This window comes from Pseudomonas sp. NFR02, assembly GCF_900119375.1.
Lineage (GTDB): Bacteria > Pseudomonadota > Gammaproteobacteria > Pseudomonadales > Pseudomonadaceae > Aquipseudomonas > Aquipseudomonas paracarnis.
The window spans coordinates 54,206-71,305 of record NZ_FPJJ01000003.1 but is presented as its reverse complement, the minus strand read 5'-3'; the positions used below and the strand labels follow the sequence as shown (position 1 = coordinate 71,305).

The 17,100-nt window shown below is 62.8% G+C and carries 14 protein-coding genes; 6 read left to right on the top strand and 8 right to left on the bottom strand.

Annotated elements, in window-relative coordinates; translation table 11 throughout:
* Positions 1–15: 15 nt before the first annotated feature.
* From BT199_RS10795 to BT199_RS10770, 6 genes are all read right to left on the bottom strand, one after another.
* Positions 16–3,087 (bottom strand): error-prone DNA polymerase, encoded by a 3,072-nt coding sequence (locus tag BT199_RS10795; RefSeq protein WP_038449907.1) that lies wholly within the window; start codon positions 3,085–3,087, stop codon positions 16–18.
* A gap of 35 nt (positions 3,088–3,122) precedes the next feature.
* Positions 3,123–4,538 (bottom strand): Y-family DNA polymerase, encoded by a 1,416-nt coding sequence (locus BT199_RS10790; RefSeq protein WP_038449905.1) that lies wholly within the window; start codon positions 4,536–4,538, stop codon positions 3,123–3,125.
* A gap of 7 nt (positions 4,539–4,545) precedes the next feature.
* A complete protein-coding gene (imuA, locus tag BT199_RS10785; protein WP_003191873.1) occupies positions 4,546–5,160 on the bottom strand; it encodes a translesion DNA synthesis-associated protein ImuA in 615 nt (204 codons plus the stop codon).
* Positions 5,160–5,777: a transcriptional repressor LexA gene (gene lexA, locus BT199_RS10780; protein ID WP_072434459.1), complete on the bottom strand. Its 618-nt coding sequence runs from the start codon at positions 5,775–5,777 to the stop codon at positions 5,160–5,162. Before lexA ends, imuA begins: the two co-directional genes overlap by 1 nt.
* Before the next feature lie 273 nt (positions 5,778–6,050).
* A complete protein-coding gene (locus BT199_RS10775; protein ID WP_020302080.1) occupies positions 6,051–6,638 on the bottom strand; it encodes an NUDIX domain-containing protein in 588 nt (195 codons plus the stop codon).
* 28 nt (positions 6,639–6,666) lie between these two features.
* Positions 6,667–7,530 carry an SDR family NAD(P)-dependent oxidoreductase gene (locus tag BT199_RS10770; RefSeq protein ID WP_060767276.1) on the bottom strand — a complete coding sequence of 288 codons (864 nt, stop codon included), beginning with the start codon at positions 7,528–7,530 and terminating at the stop codon, positions 6,667–6,669.
* Between the two features lie 153 nt (positions 7,531–7,683).
* Here BT199_RS10770 and BT199_RS10765 point away from each other — a divergent pair, with 153 nt between their 5' ends.
* The gene (locus BT199_RS10765; protein ID WP_032903886.1) at positions 7,684–8,610 is read left to right on the top strand and encodes an alpha/beta hydrolase; all 927 of its coding nucleotides are present in this window, start codon (positions 7,684–7,686) and stop codon (positions 8,608–8,610) included.
* Between the two features lie 192 nt (positions 8,611–8,802).
* Here the strand turns inward: BT199_RS10765 and BT199_RS10760 are convergent, their stop codons facing one another.
* Positions 8,803–9,963 carry an alpha-hydroxy acid oxidase gene (locus tag BT199_RS10760; RefSeq protein ID WP_014718172.1) on the bottom strand — a complete coding sequence of 387 codons (1,161 nt, stop codon included), beginning with the start codon at positions 9,961–9,963 and terminating at the stop codon, positions 8,803–8,805.
* Between the two features lie 120 nt (positions 9,964–10,083).
* Here BT199_RS10760 and BT199_RS10755 point away from each other — a divergent pair, with 120 nt between their 5' ends.
* On the top strand, positions 10,084–10,869 hold the full coding sequence (locus tag BT199_RS10755; RefSeq protein WP_072434458.1) for a DeoR/GlpR family DNA-binding transcription regulator: 786 nt from the start codon (positions 10,084–10,086) through the stop codon (positions 10,867–10,869).
* Between the two features lie 447 nt (positions 10,870–11,316).
* Here the strand turns inward: BT199_RS10755 and BT199_RS10745 are convergent, their stop codons facing one another.
* Complete coding sequence (locus tag BT199_RS10745) at positions 11,317–12,222, bottom strand: LysR family transcriptional regulator (RefSeq protein ID WP_020302883.1); 906 nt, start codon at positions 12,220–12,222, stop codon at positions 11,317–11,319.
* Positions 12,223–12,435: 213 nt separating this feature from the next.
* Here BT199_RS10745 and BT199_RS10740 point away from each other — a divergent pair, with 213 nt between their 5' ends.
* From BT199_RS10740 to BT199_RS10725, 4 genes are all read left to right on the top strand, one after another.
* Positions 12,436–13,047: a cysteine dioxygenase family protein gene (locus BT199_RS10740; protein ID WP_072434457.1), complete on the top strand. Its 612-nt coding sequence runs from the start codon at positions 12,436–12,438 to the stop codon at positions 13,045–13,047.
* The gene (locus tag BT199_RS10735) at positions 13,044–14,627 is read left to right on the top strand and encodes a rhodanese-related sulfurtransferase (protein WP_072434456.1); all 1,584 of its coding nucleotides are present in this window, start codon (positions 13,044–13,046) and stop codon (positions 14,625–14,627) included. The genes BT199_RS10740 and BT199_RS10735 overlap by 4 nt, the downstream gene beginning before the upstream one ends.
* Before the next feature lie 82 nt (positions 14,628–14,709).
* The gene (locus tag BT199_RS10730; protein WP_020302880.1) at positions 14,710–15,684 is read left to right on the top strand and encodes an ABC transporter substrate-binding protein; all 975 of its coding nucleotides are present in this window, start codon (positions 14,710–14,712) and stop codon (positions 15,682–15,684) included.
* A 10-nt stretch (positions 15,685–15,694) separates the two neighbouring features.
* Positions 15,695–17,035: an LLM class flavin-dependent oxidoreductase gene (locus tag BT199_RS10725; RefSeq protein ID WP_014718167.1), complete on the top strand. Its 1,341-nt coding sequence runs from the start codon at positions 15,695–15,697 to the stop codon at positions 17,033–17,035.
* The last annotated feature ends 65 nt before the right edge of the window (positions 17,036–17,100 follow it).

Here is a 17,100-nt window from a genome sequence, read left to right as displayed (position 1 = left end):
ATAAACCCCTGGAACTCAATGAAAATCCCGGCTGCGCACCACCATTCCATCCAGCAGCGGCGTCAAATCGGTGAGGCGCCCCGCGATCAAATGCCGCACCTCACCCACCGCCTCCCAACGGCCGTCCACCTTGAGCAAACGCGAGCCCACCAGCGCCTGGCGCTGACGCTCGGCCAGGTCGCGCCAGACCACCACATTGAGGTTGCCGAACTCATCTTCCAGGGTGACAAAGGTCACGCCGCTCGCCGTGCCTGGGCGCTGGCGGCCAGTGACCAGCCCGGCGATGCTCACGTTGCGCCCATGTTCCACCGCCAGCAACTCCTGGGAACTGCGGCAGCGGCGCCGGCGTAACTCGGCGCGCAACAACGCCAGGGGATGGGGCCCCAGGGTGGTACCGAGGGTGGCGTAATCGGCGTGCAAATCTTCGCCTACCGTGGGCTCGGGCAATGCCACCCGCGTCTCATCGGGGCTCGGCAGGCCGGCAAACAAGCCCAGTTGCTGATGCACACCGGCTACGTCCCAGCGCGCCTGATGGCGGTTGCCGGCCAGGGCGCGCAAGGCCCCGGCATCCGCCAGCAGCGCCTGGGCACGCGTATCCAGGCCGGCGCGCGCGTCCAGGTCAGCGATGTCGTTGAACCGCCGCTGCTGCCTCGCCGCTTCGATACGCCGCCCGTCTTCCTCGCGAAACCCCGAGATCATGCGCAAGCCCAAGCGAATCGCCGGTTGCTGGCCGTCGATGGGCTCCAGGCTGCACTCCCAGTCACTGGCCTGCACATCCACCGGGCGGATCTGCAAGCGATGGCGCCGGGCGTCCTGCAGGATCTGGTCCGGGCTGTAGAAGCCCATGGGCCAGCTGTTGATCAGGGCGCAGGCGAAGGCCGCTGGCTCATGGCATTTGAGCCAGCAACTGGCATAGGTCAGCAAGGCGAAACTGGCGGCGTGGGACTCAGGGAAACCATAGCTGCCAAAGCCCTTGATCTGCTCGAAAATCTGCGCGGCAAAGGCTTCGGTGTAGCCGTTCTTCAGCATGCCGGTGCGCAGGCGTTGCTGATGCGGCTCCAGGCCACCGTGGCGTTTCCAGGCGGCCATGGAGCGGCGCAACTGGTCGGCCTCGCCGGGGCTGTAGTCGGCGGCGACCATGGCGATCTGCATCACCTGTTCCTGGAACAGCGGGATGCCCAGGGTGCGTTCCAGCACGGCTTTCAATTGCGGCGACGGATAGGTCGTGGGCTCTTCATTATTCCGTCGACGCAAGTACGGATGCACCATGCCGCCCTGGATCGGCCCAGGCCGTACGATGGCGACCTCGATCACCAGGTCATAAAACGTCTGCGGCTTGAGCCGGGGCAACATCGACATCTGTGCCCGCGACTCGATCTGGAATACACCGATGGTGTCGGCCTTGCTGATCATGGCGTAGGTGGCCGGGTCTTCTTTGGGAATCGTGGCCAGGCTCAAGTCCCGGTGGCGATGCCGGCGCAGCAAATCGAAACAGCGGCGGATCGCGCTGAGCATCCCCAGGGCGAGGATGTCCACCTTGAGCAAGCCGACGGCGTCGAGGTCGTCCTTGTCCCACTGGATAATGGTGCGCTCGGCCATGGCCGCATTTTCCACCGGCACCAGGGTGTCCAGCGGGTATTCGCTGATCACAAAGCCGCCAGGGTGCTGGGACAGGTGCCGCGGAAAACCGATCAGTTGCTGGGTCAACGTCAAGACACGCCGCAGCAGTGGGCTGTCCGGGTCGAAGCCGCTTTCACGCAGGCGCTCCAACGGCGGCGCCTCATCGCTCCAGCGCCCGCAGCAATCGGCCAAGGCGTTGATCTGGTCCGGCGGCAGCCCGAGGGCCTTGGCCACATCACGTACCGCGCCCGTGGCGTGGTAACTGCTGACCACCGCCGTCAAGGCTGCACGGGTGCGGCCATAGCGCTGGAACACGTATTGCAGCACCTCTTCGCGGCGTTCGTGCTCAAAATCCACGTCGATGTCCGGCGGCTCGTTGCGCTCCTTGGACAGGAAGCGCTCGAACAGCAGGTTGGTCAGGCTCGGGTTGATTTCGGTGATGCCCAAGGCAAAACACACCGCCGAGTTAGCCGCCGAACCACGGCCTTGGCACAAAATCGAACGGCTGCGGGCGAAACGCACGATGTCATGCACCGTAAGAAAATAGCTTTCGTAACCCAGCTCGCTGATCAGCTGCAGTTCACGATGGATTTGCTGCAAGGTCTTGTCGTCGATGCCTTCGGGCCAGCGCTGGGCGATGCCTTCTTCGGTGAGGGTGCGCAGCCAGGATTGGGCGTCATGCCCCGCGGGTACCAGCTCGCGTGGATAGTGATAGCGCAACTGGCCGAGGTCGAAGGTGCAGCGCCGCGCGATGGCGAGGGTTTCATCCAGTAAGGCCTGGGGATACAGCGCCGCCAGCGCATCGAGGCTACGCAGGTGGCGTTCGCCATTGGGGTGCAGGCGCGTGCCGGCTTCGGCCACCGGCACGTGGTGGCGGATGGCGGTCATGGTGTCTTGCAGGGCCCGGCGGCCCCGCGCATGCATATGCACATCGCCGCAGGCCACGGCAGGGATTTGCAGACTGTGGGCCAGTTGCAAGCGCTGTTGCAGATGGCGCGCATCGTCCTGGCCGCAATGCAGATGCACCGCCAGCCACAGGCGCTGGTCGAAGGTGCGGCGCAGCCAGTCGAGGCTGGCCTGGGTGTCGCTGTCTTGCGCTACCCACAACGCCAAAAGACCGGGCAACGGTTGCTCGAAATCTTCCTGTAGCAGGCGATAGCGGCCCTTTTCAGCCCGCCGCCGGGCCAGGGTGATCAGCCGGCACAGGTGCTGGTAACCGCTCAGGCTCTCTACCAGCAGCACCAGTTTCGGGCCGTTTTCGATGTGCATTTCGCTGCCGATAATCAACGGCAAGTCTACGGCTTTGGCGGCTTGCCAAGCGCGCACGATGCCCGACAGCGTGCATTCATCGGTAATCGCCAGGGCGCTGTAGCCTTGGCGCTTGGCGCGCTCGAAAAGCTCCAGCGCACTGGAGGCGCCACGCTGGAAACTGAAATTGGACAGGCAGTGCAGCTCGGCGTAACTCATGCACCCTCCTACAGTAGGTGGCGGCCCAAGGGTTTTCATGCAAACCACCCTTGCAACCACAGCCCATCGCCTTGCCCCACCGTGCGATAGGCCCACCCCTGCTGGCCGGCGCGGGTCTGGACCAGATAATAGTCGCGGCGCACATCGGCGCCATCCCACCAGCCGGATTCAATGCGCTCCGGGCCCATCAGGATCTGTACGCCGTGTTCGGCCAGCAAGGTCGGTTGCGGCAATAACCAGCCTGGGCGGCGGACCTTGTTCAAGCTCGGGCACGCCTGGTGGTCGGTCGTGGCCTGCCAGGCGCATTCGGGGCGATGGTCGGCCTGAAAACGCAGGCCCTGCACCGCCTCATCCCCCAGGCGTGCACGCAGGCGTTCGCGCAACTGTTCCCACGGCAGGGTTTGTTGCGGGCGGTCGTCGAACAGGTCCTGGCGTTGCGGCACGAACACCGGCAAGTCCTCGGCCACCAGGCGCACCCCCCGCACCGGCGCGGTGACCTGTACCTGCTCCAGGCGCCCACGGGCCAGTTCGAACAACATCGAAGGCTCGCGCTCGGCACTGAGCAGGCCCACCTTGATCACGCTGTCGTGTGCCTGGGCGTGTTCCAGGTGCAGGTCAAAGCGCTGCACGCCACTGTCACGCCCGCACAGGAACGCCGACAGATCGCCGGTCAAGCGCCGCAAGGGGAACAACAGCGCCTGGTGGGATTGCACGTCGAAATTCAACTCGATGCGTGCATCGAACTGGTCGGGCGGTTGATAGAACTCCAGGGCCAATGGCCGCTGCCCGCTCAGGGCGTCGAGGTGCTTGAGCAGGCTGGCATCAAAGCGTCGCGCCAGGGTGTGCCGGGGCAAGGCCTGCACCTGGGCCAGGCTGCGCAGGCCCATGCGCGACAAGGCGGTGGCGGCCTGGGGTTCAAGGCCCGCGCGGTCGATAGGCAACGATGCCAGGGCCTGCATCAGGGCGCGGTCATCGGCCACGGCCAGGCCGTCGTAGCCGTTTGCCAATATCCGCGCCGCCGCCGGGTTGGGCGCAGCGACGATGCGATGGCGAAAGCCAAGTTCGGTCAGCTCTTTGCGCAAACGCGCCTCGAGGTGCGGCCAGGGCCCGAACAGGCCCAGGCTCGATTCGATCTCGAACAACAAAGCCCGTGGGTAATACAGGCTGACCTGGGAGCTGAAACGATAGGCCCAGGCGGCCAGAAACTGCTGCAGGCGCTCGATCTCCAACGGGTCGTATTCGACACAGGCAAAGTGCTTGACCAGGGCATGGGCCGCCGTCAACGATTGCCCGGGGCGCAGGCCCAAGGCGCGGGCGGCGGCGTTGACGGTTTGCAATACACGCCGCTGCGGCGTGCCGGCCAGCAGCGCCAGCGGCTGCTCGGGTTCGGGGTGCACACGCTGTGCCCCGTCCAGCGCCAATTGCGGGAAGACAATACACACCCAACGCATGGCAACCTCAATGCCCCGCCAGGGCAATCGGCGCCGGATGGGCCAGCCCGCCACGGCACTTGAGCACCCGCACTTGCGCGGGCCTGGCCTCGACCGCCAAGCGCAGGGCGGCGGGCGAGGCATTGATCGCCTCGCTCAAGGAGCGCCAGGCAAACGCCAGGGTCTGCCCGGTTTCCGCCGCTACCTGCAAACGCCGCAAGGCACGATCATCGGCCTTGCGCGGCCAACACAACACCGCCCCGCAACTGCCCGAACGCAGGCATTGCTCCACCGCCCACAGCGCGTCACGCTCCTCGGCCCGGATGATGGACAACTGGCGCACATCCACCCCGGCGTTCTGCCACGCATGGGGATAGGGGGTATAGGGCGGCGCCACCAGCACAATGCGCTCGCCCAGGGCCGACAAGCGCGCCAGTGTGGGCAGCACCAGTTGCAACTCGCCCACCCCGTCCTGGGCCATCAGGATTTCACTCAAGGCCGATTCCGGCCAGCCGCCACTGGGCAGCACCGCATCCAGCGCCGCCAGCCCTGTGGGATGTACGCTGGCCGGTGGCGCGGCGGGCCGGCCCTTCCAGACTCGCCCGCCATTGAACAGCGAGTCCAGGGCAACCACGGCGCCCATCAGCCTTGCCTCACCAGGCCGCAGAACACGCCTTCGATGGCCAGGTCCTGCTCGGGCCCGACCACGATGGGTTGATACGCCGGGTTGCGCGGCAACAGGCGAACCCTGTCGCCGTGGCGCTCGAATCGCTTGATGGTGACGTCGCCGTCCAGGCGCGCCACCACAATCTGCCCGTTCAAGGCTTCGGCAGTGCGGCGTACGCCCACCAGGTCGCCATCGAGAATGCCATCTTCACTCATCGAATCGCCCTGCACTCGCAGCAGGTAGTCGGGGGTTTTGGCGAAGGTGGCGGGGTCCAGTTGCAAGCGGCTGTGCACCTCGGCATCGGCACCAATCGGCCGACCGGCCGCCACACGGCCGAGCACCGGTACATCCAGCCACTCGGGACGCGCAGGTTGATTGAGCAAGCGAATGCCACGGGCCTGGTTGGGGTTGACCTCGATAAAGCCGGCTTCGGTCAGCGCCACCACATGCTTGCGGGCGACGCTGCGCGAGGCGAAGCCGAACGCCTCGGCGATCTCGGCGAGGCTGGGAGGCTGGCCTTGTTGCGCGATGCGCTCGCGAATGAAGGTCAGGATGGCGGTGCGGCGGGGAGTCAGGTTTGTCATGGAGTACATTTGTACTCCTGTGGGAAATTTCTGACAATAACCGTCAGTCTGCTCGTTGCCACATACCTGTGGGAGCGGGCTTGCTCGCGAAGGCGATGTCTTCGCTAGCACATGTGAAAACTGACCCACCGCTTTCGCGAGCAAGCCCGCTCCCACAGTTTGATTGCGGGGTGTCAGGTAGATCTGGGACGGCTGCCAGGCCGTCGCGGGAGCAAGCTCCCTCACCACAGATTTAGCGTCGTGCCGAAGTTGTGTAAATACCTATGCACATGAAGGCATACCTCACCACCCCTCTTTCAACATCCGCAGCTCCAGATGCTGCAACAACATGATCGTCTTGCCATCCACAATCTCCCCGCTCTGCACCATCGCCAGTGCCTGCTCAAAGCCCAGCTCCAGCACCTCGATATCCTCGCCCTCTTCTTCCAGGCCACCGCCCGCCCCCACTCGGTCGCCTGGCTGGTATTCACCGATAAAAAAGTGAATCCGCTCGGTCACCGATCCCGGGCTCATGAACGCCGCGTAGATTTTCTCCACATGCCCCACGCGATAGCCGGTCTCTTCCTCGGCCTCCAGGCGGATGCGTTCTTCGGCGCTGGCGTTATCGAGCAAACCGGCCGCCGCTTCAATCAGGTAGCCGGGGTAATCGTTGACGAACGTGGGCATGCGGAACTGGCGAATCAGCAAGACTGTGCGTTGCTCACGGTTGTACAACAGGATGGTCGCACCATTGCCCCGGTCATACACCTCGCGGGTCTGGGCTTGCCAACTGCCGTCGCGACGGCGCAGGTCGAAGCTGTATTTCTTCAGCAGGTACCAGTTGTCCGAGAGGGTTTCTTCGGCGGTGATGCGCACGGGGCTATCGTTCATGGTCGAGCCTTGGTAGGTGGAAACAGATTCAGGTGGTGGCCTGGGTGGGCGGCTGTTTGATATGCGACCACGCGGCGGCCACTTCTTCAGCACTGCCTGCTTTGATCCGGGCAAGATTGCGTGGGTAATCCACGCCAGGATTTTCACTGAAACGCGTGGCGGTGAATTGGCCATTGCTGGCGCGCAGGATATAGCCGGTATCGGTGCACTGCCGGGAAGCCAGGAACAACACGCCCGGCGTCACCCAATCCGGCTTGAGTTCGTCCGGCTCTTGGGTCACGCCCCACATGCGCGTCTTGGCCACCGGCGAGATCGCGTTGACGAGCACCCCCGCCTCAGCGCCTTCGTGACTCAAGGCATTCATGATCCCCACTTGCGCCATCTTGCCAGCGCTGTAGGCCACCAGCCCGGTCTGTTCGTATTGCGCATACATGGCGCGGTCGGAGGTGGTGAGGATGATGCGCGGCGCACAAGAGCGCAGCAGATGTGGCCAGGCATGTTTGCACAACCACAGCGGTGCGTAGAGGTTGATGTCCATGGCGCGCTGCAGGAACGCAGCATCGAGTTCTGCGATGGGCTGGTAGCCCACCCAGCCGGCGTTGTGAATCAAAATATCGAGTTGGCCGAAGGTTTCGAGGGTATAGCTGATCAACTGCCGACACCCCTCGTCCGTGGACAAGTCACCGCCATGGCCCGCTACCATCAACCCTTCGGCGCGCAACGCCTCGGCGGCCTGTTGCACCACCGACGCATCAGTGCCGGCGCCCACGTTGTCGGCGCCAATATCACTGATGACAACACGGGCCCCAGCCTGCGCCAGTGCTCGTGCATAACTGAGTCCCAAGCCACGCGCACCTCCGGTGACGATTGCGGTTTTACCAGTGAAATCCATGTGTTTTTCCTCCTGTTCAGCCCCTCACCCTAACAACCCGCACGAGGATTGTTCAATGCTGTAACACTTTCATCCGTCACAGCCGTCGCATTAATGCCTACCCGCCCAGGCCATCTGGTAAAACCCGTGCTTCATCTTTGTTCTGGAACCTTCATGTCTTCTGCTTCTATGCCCCGCCGGGGCCTGCGCTGGTTTGTCTGGCTGTGCATGGCCGTGTTGATTGTCGGCCTGCCGGTCGGTTGCGCCGTATTGCAACACAAGGAGCGCGAACTTGTGTTTCGCATCGAGCCGGGAACCGCCGGCTGGTACACCGGCCTGCCCAAGGCGGTGCAGGAATTCGAACTCAAGCCCGCCAGTTTCAAAGCAGGGCAGAACATTCATGGCTGGTGGTACCCGGCAGCCAACAAAGACGCGCCCGCCATCCTCTACCTGCACGGGGTACGCTGGAACCTCACGGGCCAATTGTTTCGCATCGAGCAATTGCATGCCCTGGGCTTTTCGGTCCTGGCCATCGACTATCGCGGCTTTGGCCAAAGCCAGGGCGACTTGCCCTCGGAAGCCACGGTGTACGAGGACGCTCGCATTGCCTGGGAGCGTTTCCAGACCCTGCAACCAGACCCCGGCAAGCGCCTGATCTACGGGCACTCCCTGGGTGGCGCGGTCGCCATCGACCTCGCTGCCGAGTTGGGCAAGCAGGTGCCATTGCCGGTGCGTGGGCTGGTGATCGAGTCCACGTTCACCTCCCTGGCGGATGTCGCCACGGCCGTTGCCAACACCTCATTGCCGGTGCGCTGGTTGCTGTCGCAGAAGTTCGATTCCATCGACAAGATTGCCGACATCCACATGCCGCTGCTGGTGGTCCACGGCCTCGACGACCGCTACGTGCCGCCGCGCTTCAGCCAGCAGTTATTCGAAGCCGCCCAGCAACCCAAACACCTGTTGCTGGTGCCCGGTGCCAGCCATAACAACAGCATGAACCTCGCCGGACGCAGCTATGGCCAGGCGCTGGAAAACCTGATGCGCACGAAGATGCCGGCTCAGGTGGTGACACACTCCACAGGCCGCGATAACGCCTCATAAATACGCTTTTCGGCACTGGGTTCGCGCTTGGCTGTCAAGCGTAAACCCTGGCCATGTTGGCCCGAAACACAAGTTGATCAAATAATGACCTTCGCTGAAATCGCCAACGCTGCCGGGCCTTCGCAAAGTTATCCACAGAGATACCCACGGTTTTCGTGGACAACTCTTTTTATATTTTTACGGTTTTTTTGCTCAAGCCGTGCTTCCAGGAAAGGTACCGGGCAACAGGATTTCGCGATTCACTTCGCGTATATCCTTATAGCCACAGAGCGCCATCGACACATCCAGTTCGCGGGCGATGATATCGAGGGCCTTGGTCACCCCCGCCTCGCCCATCGCCCCCAGCCCATACAAGTGCGGGCGGCCAATCATGGTGCCCTTGGCGCCCAGCGCCATGGCCTTGAGCACGTCCTGGCCGGAACGAATACCGCCGTCGAGCCACACTTCAATGCGGTTGCCCACGGCCTCGACAATCGCCGGCAATTGGCTGATGCTCGACGGCGCGCCATCAAGCTGCCGGCCACCGTGGTTACTCACCACCAACGCATCGGCACCGCAATCGGCCGCCAAGCGCGCATCCTCCACATCGAGAATGCCCTTGATTATTAGCTTGCCGCCCCAGCACCGCTTGATCCACGCCACATCGTCCCAGCTCAGGCGCGGGTCAAATTGCTGGGCGGTCCACGACGACAGCGAACTCATGTCGGCCACCCCCTTCACATGCCCGACGATATTGCCGAAACCACGCCGCTGGGTACCCAGCATGCCCATCACCCAGCGCGGCTTGGTCATCATGTTGAGAATGTTCGGCAGGGTCAGCTTGGGCGGCGCGGACAAACCATTGATCAAGTCCTTGTGGCGCTGCCCCAGAATCTGCAAATCCAGGGTCAGCACCAATGCATCCACCCCGGCCGCCTTGGCGCGCTCGATCAACTGCTCGATAAAACTGCGGTCGCGCATCACATACAACTGGAACCAGAACGGCTGGCCGACATGCTCGGCGATGTCTTCCAGCGAACAGATACTCATGGTCGACAAGGTGTAGCGCAGCCCGAACGCAGCAGCGGCACGGGCAGTGAGGATTTCGCCATCGGCATGCTGCATGCCCGCCAGGCCAGTCGGCGCCAGCGCCACGGGCATGGCCATGTCCTGGCCAATCATACTGGCGCGGATCGAACGCTCGTCGATATTGCGCGCCACCCGTTGACGGAACTTGATACGCGCAAAATCAGTTTCGTTGGCGCGGTAGGTGCTCTCAGTCCAGGAGCCGGAATCGGCGTAGTCGTAGAACATGCGGGGGACACGTTTTTGCGCCAGCTTGCGTAAGTCTTCGATGGTTGTGATCAACGGCATCGGGTCACCTCTCCCTGAACTGAACACAGAGAGTAACCGGCAGGAGCGTGGGCAACCAGCCGTTGCGTTTAGATGGACTGACGATTAATCTCGCACAAACCCGCAATAAAGCGCACAAACATGCATAACACTCATCAAGCCATCGACCTGCCTTCCCTGCGCAAACAAAAGATCTTGTTGCTGCTGGAACGCGACGGCAAGGTCACCGCATCTGAGTTGGTCGAGCATTTCGCCGTGTCCCAGGACACCATCCGCCGCGACCTTGGCGAACTCGCTGCCGCCGGCCTGTTGCAACGCGTACACGGCGGCGCCCTGCCCCGGCCCAAGGACACCGGCAAGGATTTCTTTACCCGTGTCGGCGAGACCAACGAGGTCAAGCGCCACCTCGCCCGCGTGGCGGCGGAGCGGGTTGAAGACGGCCAGATCGTGCTGTTCGATTCTGGCTCCACCACCTTGCAGATCGCGCAGTGCTTGCCCCATGCACTGCACCTGACTGTGGTCACGCCATCCCCCATGATCGCCATCGCCCTGGCCGACCATCCGTATATAAAAGTGATCCTGGCCGGCGGCCAACTCAACCCCGCTACGCTCTCCACCGGCGGCCATGAAGCGGTGCGCCTGATCCAGAGCGTCAAGGCCGACCTGTTGTTCACCGGAGTGTGCGCATTGCACCCGCAAGTGGGCATCACCTCGCTGCATTTTGGTGAAGTCGCCGTCAAGCAAGCCTTGCTCGACAGCGCGTCCCACGTCATCGCCGTGACCACCTCAGACAAACTCGGCGCGGTGGAACCCTTTGTGGTGGCGCCATGCAGCCGTATTCATACGCTGATTACCGAGTGGGATGCACCGGATGTGCAGGCATATGAACAGTTGGGGGTGCAGGTGCAGCGGGTGGACGTGCAGTGATACAAACCACGATGCGAAGCGAGCCGCTCTTGATCTTGATCTGCTTTTGATCTGCTTTTGATCTGCTTTTGATCTTGATCTTAGGCGCCCCGTTAAACCACGCTGGCCGGAATTCGACAGGGATTTGGGGGGTAAACCGGCAGGGATGCCGGTTTAGCCGCCCCGCGCCATGGATGGCGCGTGGCGGCGGCCCCCCAAATCACTGGCGGATTACGGGCACACCGAGCCCAAGCGAGGTGCCGAGTGGTGGGGCGAGGACCTTTTGGTTACTTTTGGGTCCTTCCAAAAGTGACCCGCTGTAAAAGCGGAACCCTAAGTGGCCGTTACCGCAGGAATGGATATGCACTCGGTATAACTGTATCGACTGTCAGGCCGCTATCGCAGGCAAGCCAGCTCCCACAGTTTAATCGCGGGGTGTCAGGTGGATAAGCGTCGGCTGGCAGAGCGTCAGGCAGCGCTGCGGATCTTGTGCAAAGCGTCTGCCACCCATTGACCAAAAGCATCCACCGGCCCTTGCAGGTTGCCGAGAAAATGCGGATAGATCAGCCACAAATCCATCACCGGCTTGAAGTCCTTGAGGGGCATCGCCGCCAACTGCTCGCGATGAGCACTGCGCTCCAGCAACGGACGTGGCACCAGGCCAAGGCCGAGACCGTCGGCCACCAGGCCCAGTTGCAGTTCAGTGCCAAAGGTTTCCAGGTTTACCCGCAGCGCCAGGCCCTGGTCAGACAAGGTGCGCTGCAACCCCGCACGGAACCCGCAGCCGTCCGGGTTGAGGATCCAACCGCTCTGGTACACGTTCGCCAGCTTGCAAGGTTTCTTCGGCAATTGCGCCTTGGCACAGACCACCACCAACTCCATCTTGCCGATGGACTCACCGATCAAGTTGTCCGGGAAGATCTTGCCCGCGGGGAACAACGCCACCGCCGCATCCAGTTCGCCGCGTTCGATCTTGCCGACCAATTGGCTGCCCCAGCCGGTGGCAACCTGGGCACGCAAGTCGGCGTATTCGCTGCGCAGGTGCTTGAGTGCGTCCAGCAGCACCACATCGCCAATGGTCTGCGGTACGCCCAAGCGCAGCACGCCGGTGGGCGGCGCATCGGTGGCCACCAGTTCGCGCAGGGCATCCATCTCGCGCAGGATCAACCGGCATTGCTCATAGACACGCGTACCGATCAGCGTTGGCTTGAGGGGCTTGGTGTTGCGGTCGAACAGTTCCACTCCCAGAGCCTGCTCGAAGTTCTGCACGCGGCGGGTGATGGCTGGCTGGGTCAGCTGCAACGACGCGGCGGCATGGCTGATGGACTGGCAACGAATCACTTCGACAAAGGCATCGATATCGTCAATTTTCATTTGGGCCGCACATACAGATCAGTCATTAAGATGTGCGTGAAGCATAGTGGCCGCACACAGGTCTGGATAGCCCAGCCAGTGATCAATAACGTCTAACCCTATTCAAACCGGTTCTAAATTACCTCCGGCTATAAGCTAATCATTAAAAAATAGCATATTAAAAACAAACATTATGCTTAGATAAAAATACACCAACAGCCCGATGGAATGGTCATGACCCAGGCCCGACACCCCGAGAGACTCAGAGCCTTCATAGGCGCCCTGGCGGAATTGATCGACGGCAACCCGCGTGAAGGCGACCTGCTGCACCGTGGCGGCAAGTTGCTGGCGCAATTGGTCAGCCACGATGATTGGCTGCCCGACGAATTCGCCCAGCCCGACCCCGAGCGCTACCAGCAAATCTTGCTACATGCCGATTCGCGCCAGCGATTCAGCGTGGTCAGCTTTGTGTGGGGGCCAGGGCAACGCACACCGATTCATGACCACCGGGTGTGGGGGCTGATCGGTATGTTGCGCGGCGCGGAGGTTTCCCAGGGGTTTGCCCGGGCACCGGGCGGCAGCCTGGTAGCGCAAGGCGAACCCGTGCAATTGCTGCCGGGCCAGGTCGAGGCGGTGTCGCCCAAAGTCGGCGATATCCATCAGGTCAGCAATGCTCACGGCGACCAAGTGTCCATCAGCATCCACGTATACGGCGCCAATATCGGCGCGGTGCGCCGGGCGGTGTATCAACCCGACGGCAGCGAGAAACTGTTTATCTCCGGTTATTCCAACGCCTATCTCCCGAACATCTGGGACCTGTCCAAAGAAAAGAGCCCTGCCCTATGACCACCCTATCGACCCGCAGCTTTGCGCAGATTCGCCAGGCCCTGTTGGCACGCGAAGAAGTCGCGCTGATCGACGTACGCGAAGAAGCGCCCTTTGCCGAGGCCCACCCTCTGTTCGCCGCGAATATCCCTTTGTCCAAGCTTGAACTGGAGGTGTACGCGCGCATTCCACGCCGCGATACCCAGGTCACCCTGTACGACAACGGCGAAGGGCTGGCCCAGCGCGCCGCCGAACACCTGGTTGCACTGGGCTACACCCAGGTCAGCCTGCTGGAGGATGGGCTGGACGGTTGGCGTCGGGCCGGTGGCGAGCTGTTTATCGACGTCAATGTACCCAGCAAGGCGTTTGGCGAGCTGGTGGAGAACCAGCGTCACACGCCGTCCCTGGCCGCCGAAGAGGTCCAGGCCCTGCTCGACAGCCAGGCCGATGTGGTGGTGCTCGATGCGCGCCGTTTCGACGAATACCAGACCATGAGCATCCCCACCGGCATCAGCGTGCCGGGGGCCGAGTTGGTGTTGCGCGCCCGTGAGCTGGCGCCCGATCCAGCCACGCGCATCATCGTCAATTGCGCCGGGCGCACCCGCAGCATTATCGGCACCCAGTCGTTGATCAACGCCGGCCTCCCCAACCCGGTGGCAGCCCTGCGCAACGGCACCATCGGCTGGACCTTGGCCGGGCAGACCCTCGCCCATGGCCAGGCGCGCCGCTTTGCGCCGACCTCGGAAAACCATCGCCAGCTCGCCGCCCAAAAGGCACGTGGTGTTGCCGATAAAGCCGGGGTCAAGCGTGCGACGCTCAATGACCTGCACCGCTGGCAACAGGACGCGACCCGCACCACCTACCTGTTCGATGTGCGCACCGTAGAAGAATTCGAAGCCGGCCACCTGCCGGGCGCCCGCGCCACCCCGGGCGGGCAACTGGTGCAGGAAACCGATCACGTCGCCAGTGTGCGCGGTGCGCGCCTGGTACTGGTGGACGACGACGGCGTGCGCGCCAATATGTCCGCGTCATGGCTGGCCCAGTTGGGCTGGCAGGTCTCCGTGCTGGACGACCTGCAAGCCACGCACTTCAGCGAACGCGGTGCATGGGTCGCACCCGTGCCGCCACCGCTCCAGGCCGAACTGATCAGCCCCCACACCCTTGCCGACTGGCTCGGCCATGGCGACACGCAGGTGCTGGACTTCACGGCCAGCGCCAACTACGTGAAACGTCATATCCCCGGCGCCCGGTGGGTGCTGCGCGCGCAACTACCCGAGGCCCTGGGCAAGGTACCGAGCGCCCAGCGCTATGTGTTGACCTGCGGCAGCAGCCAACTGGCGCGCCTGGCCGTGCCGGAAGTCGAGGCCCTCACCGGCAAGCCGGTCTTTTTGCTGCAGGACGGCACGGCCGGCTGGATCCAAGCGCAACTGCCCCTTGAGTCAGGCGAAAGCCACCTGGCGTCCCCGCGTATCGACCGCTACCGCCGCCCTTACGAAGGCACCGACAACCCTCGGGAAGCCATGCAGGCTTACCTGGATTGGGAGTTCGGCCTCGTGGAACAACTGGCCCGCGACGGCACCCATGGCTTCTACGTGATCTGATTCAGCGCTGCACCGTTTCGCCCAACCGACCCCTTCTCCAGGCGGAGGTACTTTCCTTTACCTAACGCCTGGAGTTTTTCCCATGCTGTACGCCATTCCATTCAAACGCCTGTTGCTGGGCGCTGCCCTCGCCCTCGGCCTGCTTTCCACCGTCCAGGCTGGCGACCTGCAACCGCTGCGCGTGGCCAACCAGAAATCCACGATCAAGGCGCTGCTGGAAGCCTCGGGCGAAAGCCAGAACGTGCCCTACGAGATCAAATGGTCGGAATTCCCCTCGGCCTCGCCCCTGGGCGAAGCGCTGAATGCCGGTGCTGTGGATGTCGGCGCCCTGGGCGATGCCCCTTATGTGTTCGCCCTCGGCGCCGGTGCCTCGATCAAGGTGATCAGCATCATCCATGCCGAAGGCCGTAACACCACGGCGCTGCTGGTGCCCAAGGATTCACCGATCAAGACCGCGGCCGACCTCAAGGGCAAGAAGATCGTCACCGGGCGCGGCTCCATCGGGCACTACCTGGCGATCAAGGCCCTGAACGATGCCGGGCTGACCACCCAGGATGTGCAGTTCATCTTCCTGCTGCCCGCCGAGTCCCGGTTGGTACTCGACAACGGCACCGCCGATGCCTGGGCGACGTGGGACCCTTACACCACCGTGGTCACCTCACAGAGCAATGCTCGCGTGCTGGTGAGCGGCAAGCATCTGCTGAGCAATCATCTGTACTTCGCCGCTACCGGCCAGGCCATTGCCGACAAACGTGTGCAACTGGACGACTTTGTCGCCCGCATTGATCGCGCCTACGCCTGGGCCAATACCCATCCCGAGCAATACGCCGCTGCCCAGGCCAAGATCACTGGCCTGCCACTGGCCGTGCATATCGAAGTGGCCAAGGACACCCATCTTTCCCCGGTCACGATTGACGATACGGTGATCCATGGCCTGCAAGCCACCGCCGACACCTATGTAAAAGAAGGCCTGCTGAGCAAACACATCGACGTCTCCCAGGGCTTCGATTCCAGCTTCAACGCCAAGCGTATCCCCCTCGAACAAGCCTCGCGCTAAGGAGCAGAACATGAGCAAGCCACGTCAATTGAAACTCGGTGCCATGGTGCACGGTGTCGGCCACGGTTGGGGCGAATGGCGCCACCCGCAGGCACAACCCGACGCCAGCACCAATTTCGGCTTCTACAAGCAGCAGACCGCATTGGCCGAAGCCGCCCGGTTCGACTTCGTGTTCATCGCCGACAGCCTGCATATCCACCCCAAGTCCAGCCCCCATTACCTCAACCGTTTCGAGCCGCTGACGATCCTCTCGGCCTTGGCCGCGCTGACCACTCACATCGGCCTGGTCGCCACCGTGACCGTCAGCTACACCGAGCCTTACCAGGTAGCACGCCAGTTCGCCTCCCTGGACCACATCAGCGGCGGCCGCGCTGGCTGGAACGTAGTCACCTCGTGGCTGAGCGGCACCGCCGATAATTTCGGCAAGGCCGAACACCCGCCCCACGCCGTGCGTTACCGCATCGCCAAGGAGCATTTGAATGTGGTCAAGGGCCTATGGGATTCCTGGGAGGACGACGCCTTTGCCTATAACAAACACAGCGGCGAATTCTTCACCCCAGGCAAGTTGCATGCGCTTAACCACAAGGGCGAATTCTTCTCGGTCAAAGGCCCGCTGAACATCGCGCGTTCGCGCCAGGGCCAACCGGTGATTTTCCAGGCGGGCACTTCGCAGGATGGGCGTAACTTTGCCGCTGAAAACGCCGATGCGATTTTTGTGCACGTGGAAACTATCGACGAGGCCAAGGCCTACAGCGCCGACTTGAAACGCCGCGCCAAGGGCTTTGGCCGCGACCCGGACAGCCTGTCGATCCTGCCGGGCATCCGCCCGATTGTCGGGCGCGATGCCGCCGAAGTGGAAAGCCGCTACCAGCAAGCCGTGGCGCTGGTCACTGTGGAGGACGCCATCGTCGCCCTCGGCCGACCGTTCAACGACCATGATTTCAGCCAGTACCCGCTGGATGCGCCCTTTCCCGAACTGGGCGACCTGGGCGCCAACAGCCAGAAAGGTGGCTCCGAGCGTATCAAGCAACTGGCCCGTGACGAAGGCCTGACCCTGCGCGAAGTAGCCCTGCGTTTCTCACGCCCCCTGCGCGACTTTGTCGGTACCCCGCAACAGGTCGCGGATGCGATCCAAACCTGGTTCGAGAGCGGTGCCAGCGATGGTTTCATTATCAATTCGGTACTGCCGGATGGCTTGCAGTATTTCACTGAGTGGGTGGTGCCGGTGCTTCAACAGCGGGGGTTGTTCCGTACCGAGTACAGCGGCCACACCCTACGGGACAATCTCGGCCTGGAAGTGCCAGCGAACCGCTACAGCGTGATCGAACCCCACGAGAAAGCGCTGGCCTGAACACATTCCACTGTGGGAGCGGGCTTGCCCGCGAAGGCGGTGTGTCAGTCACTGAATATTCAACT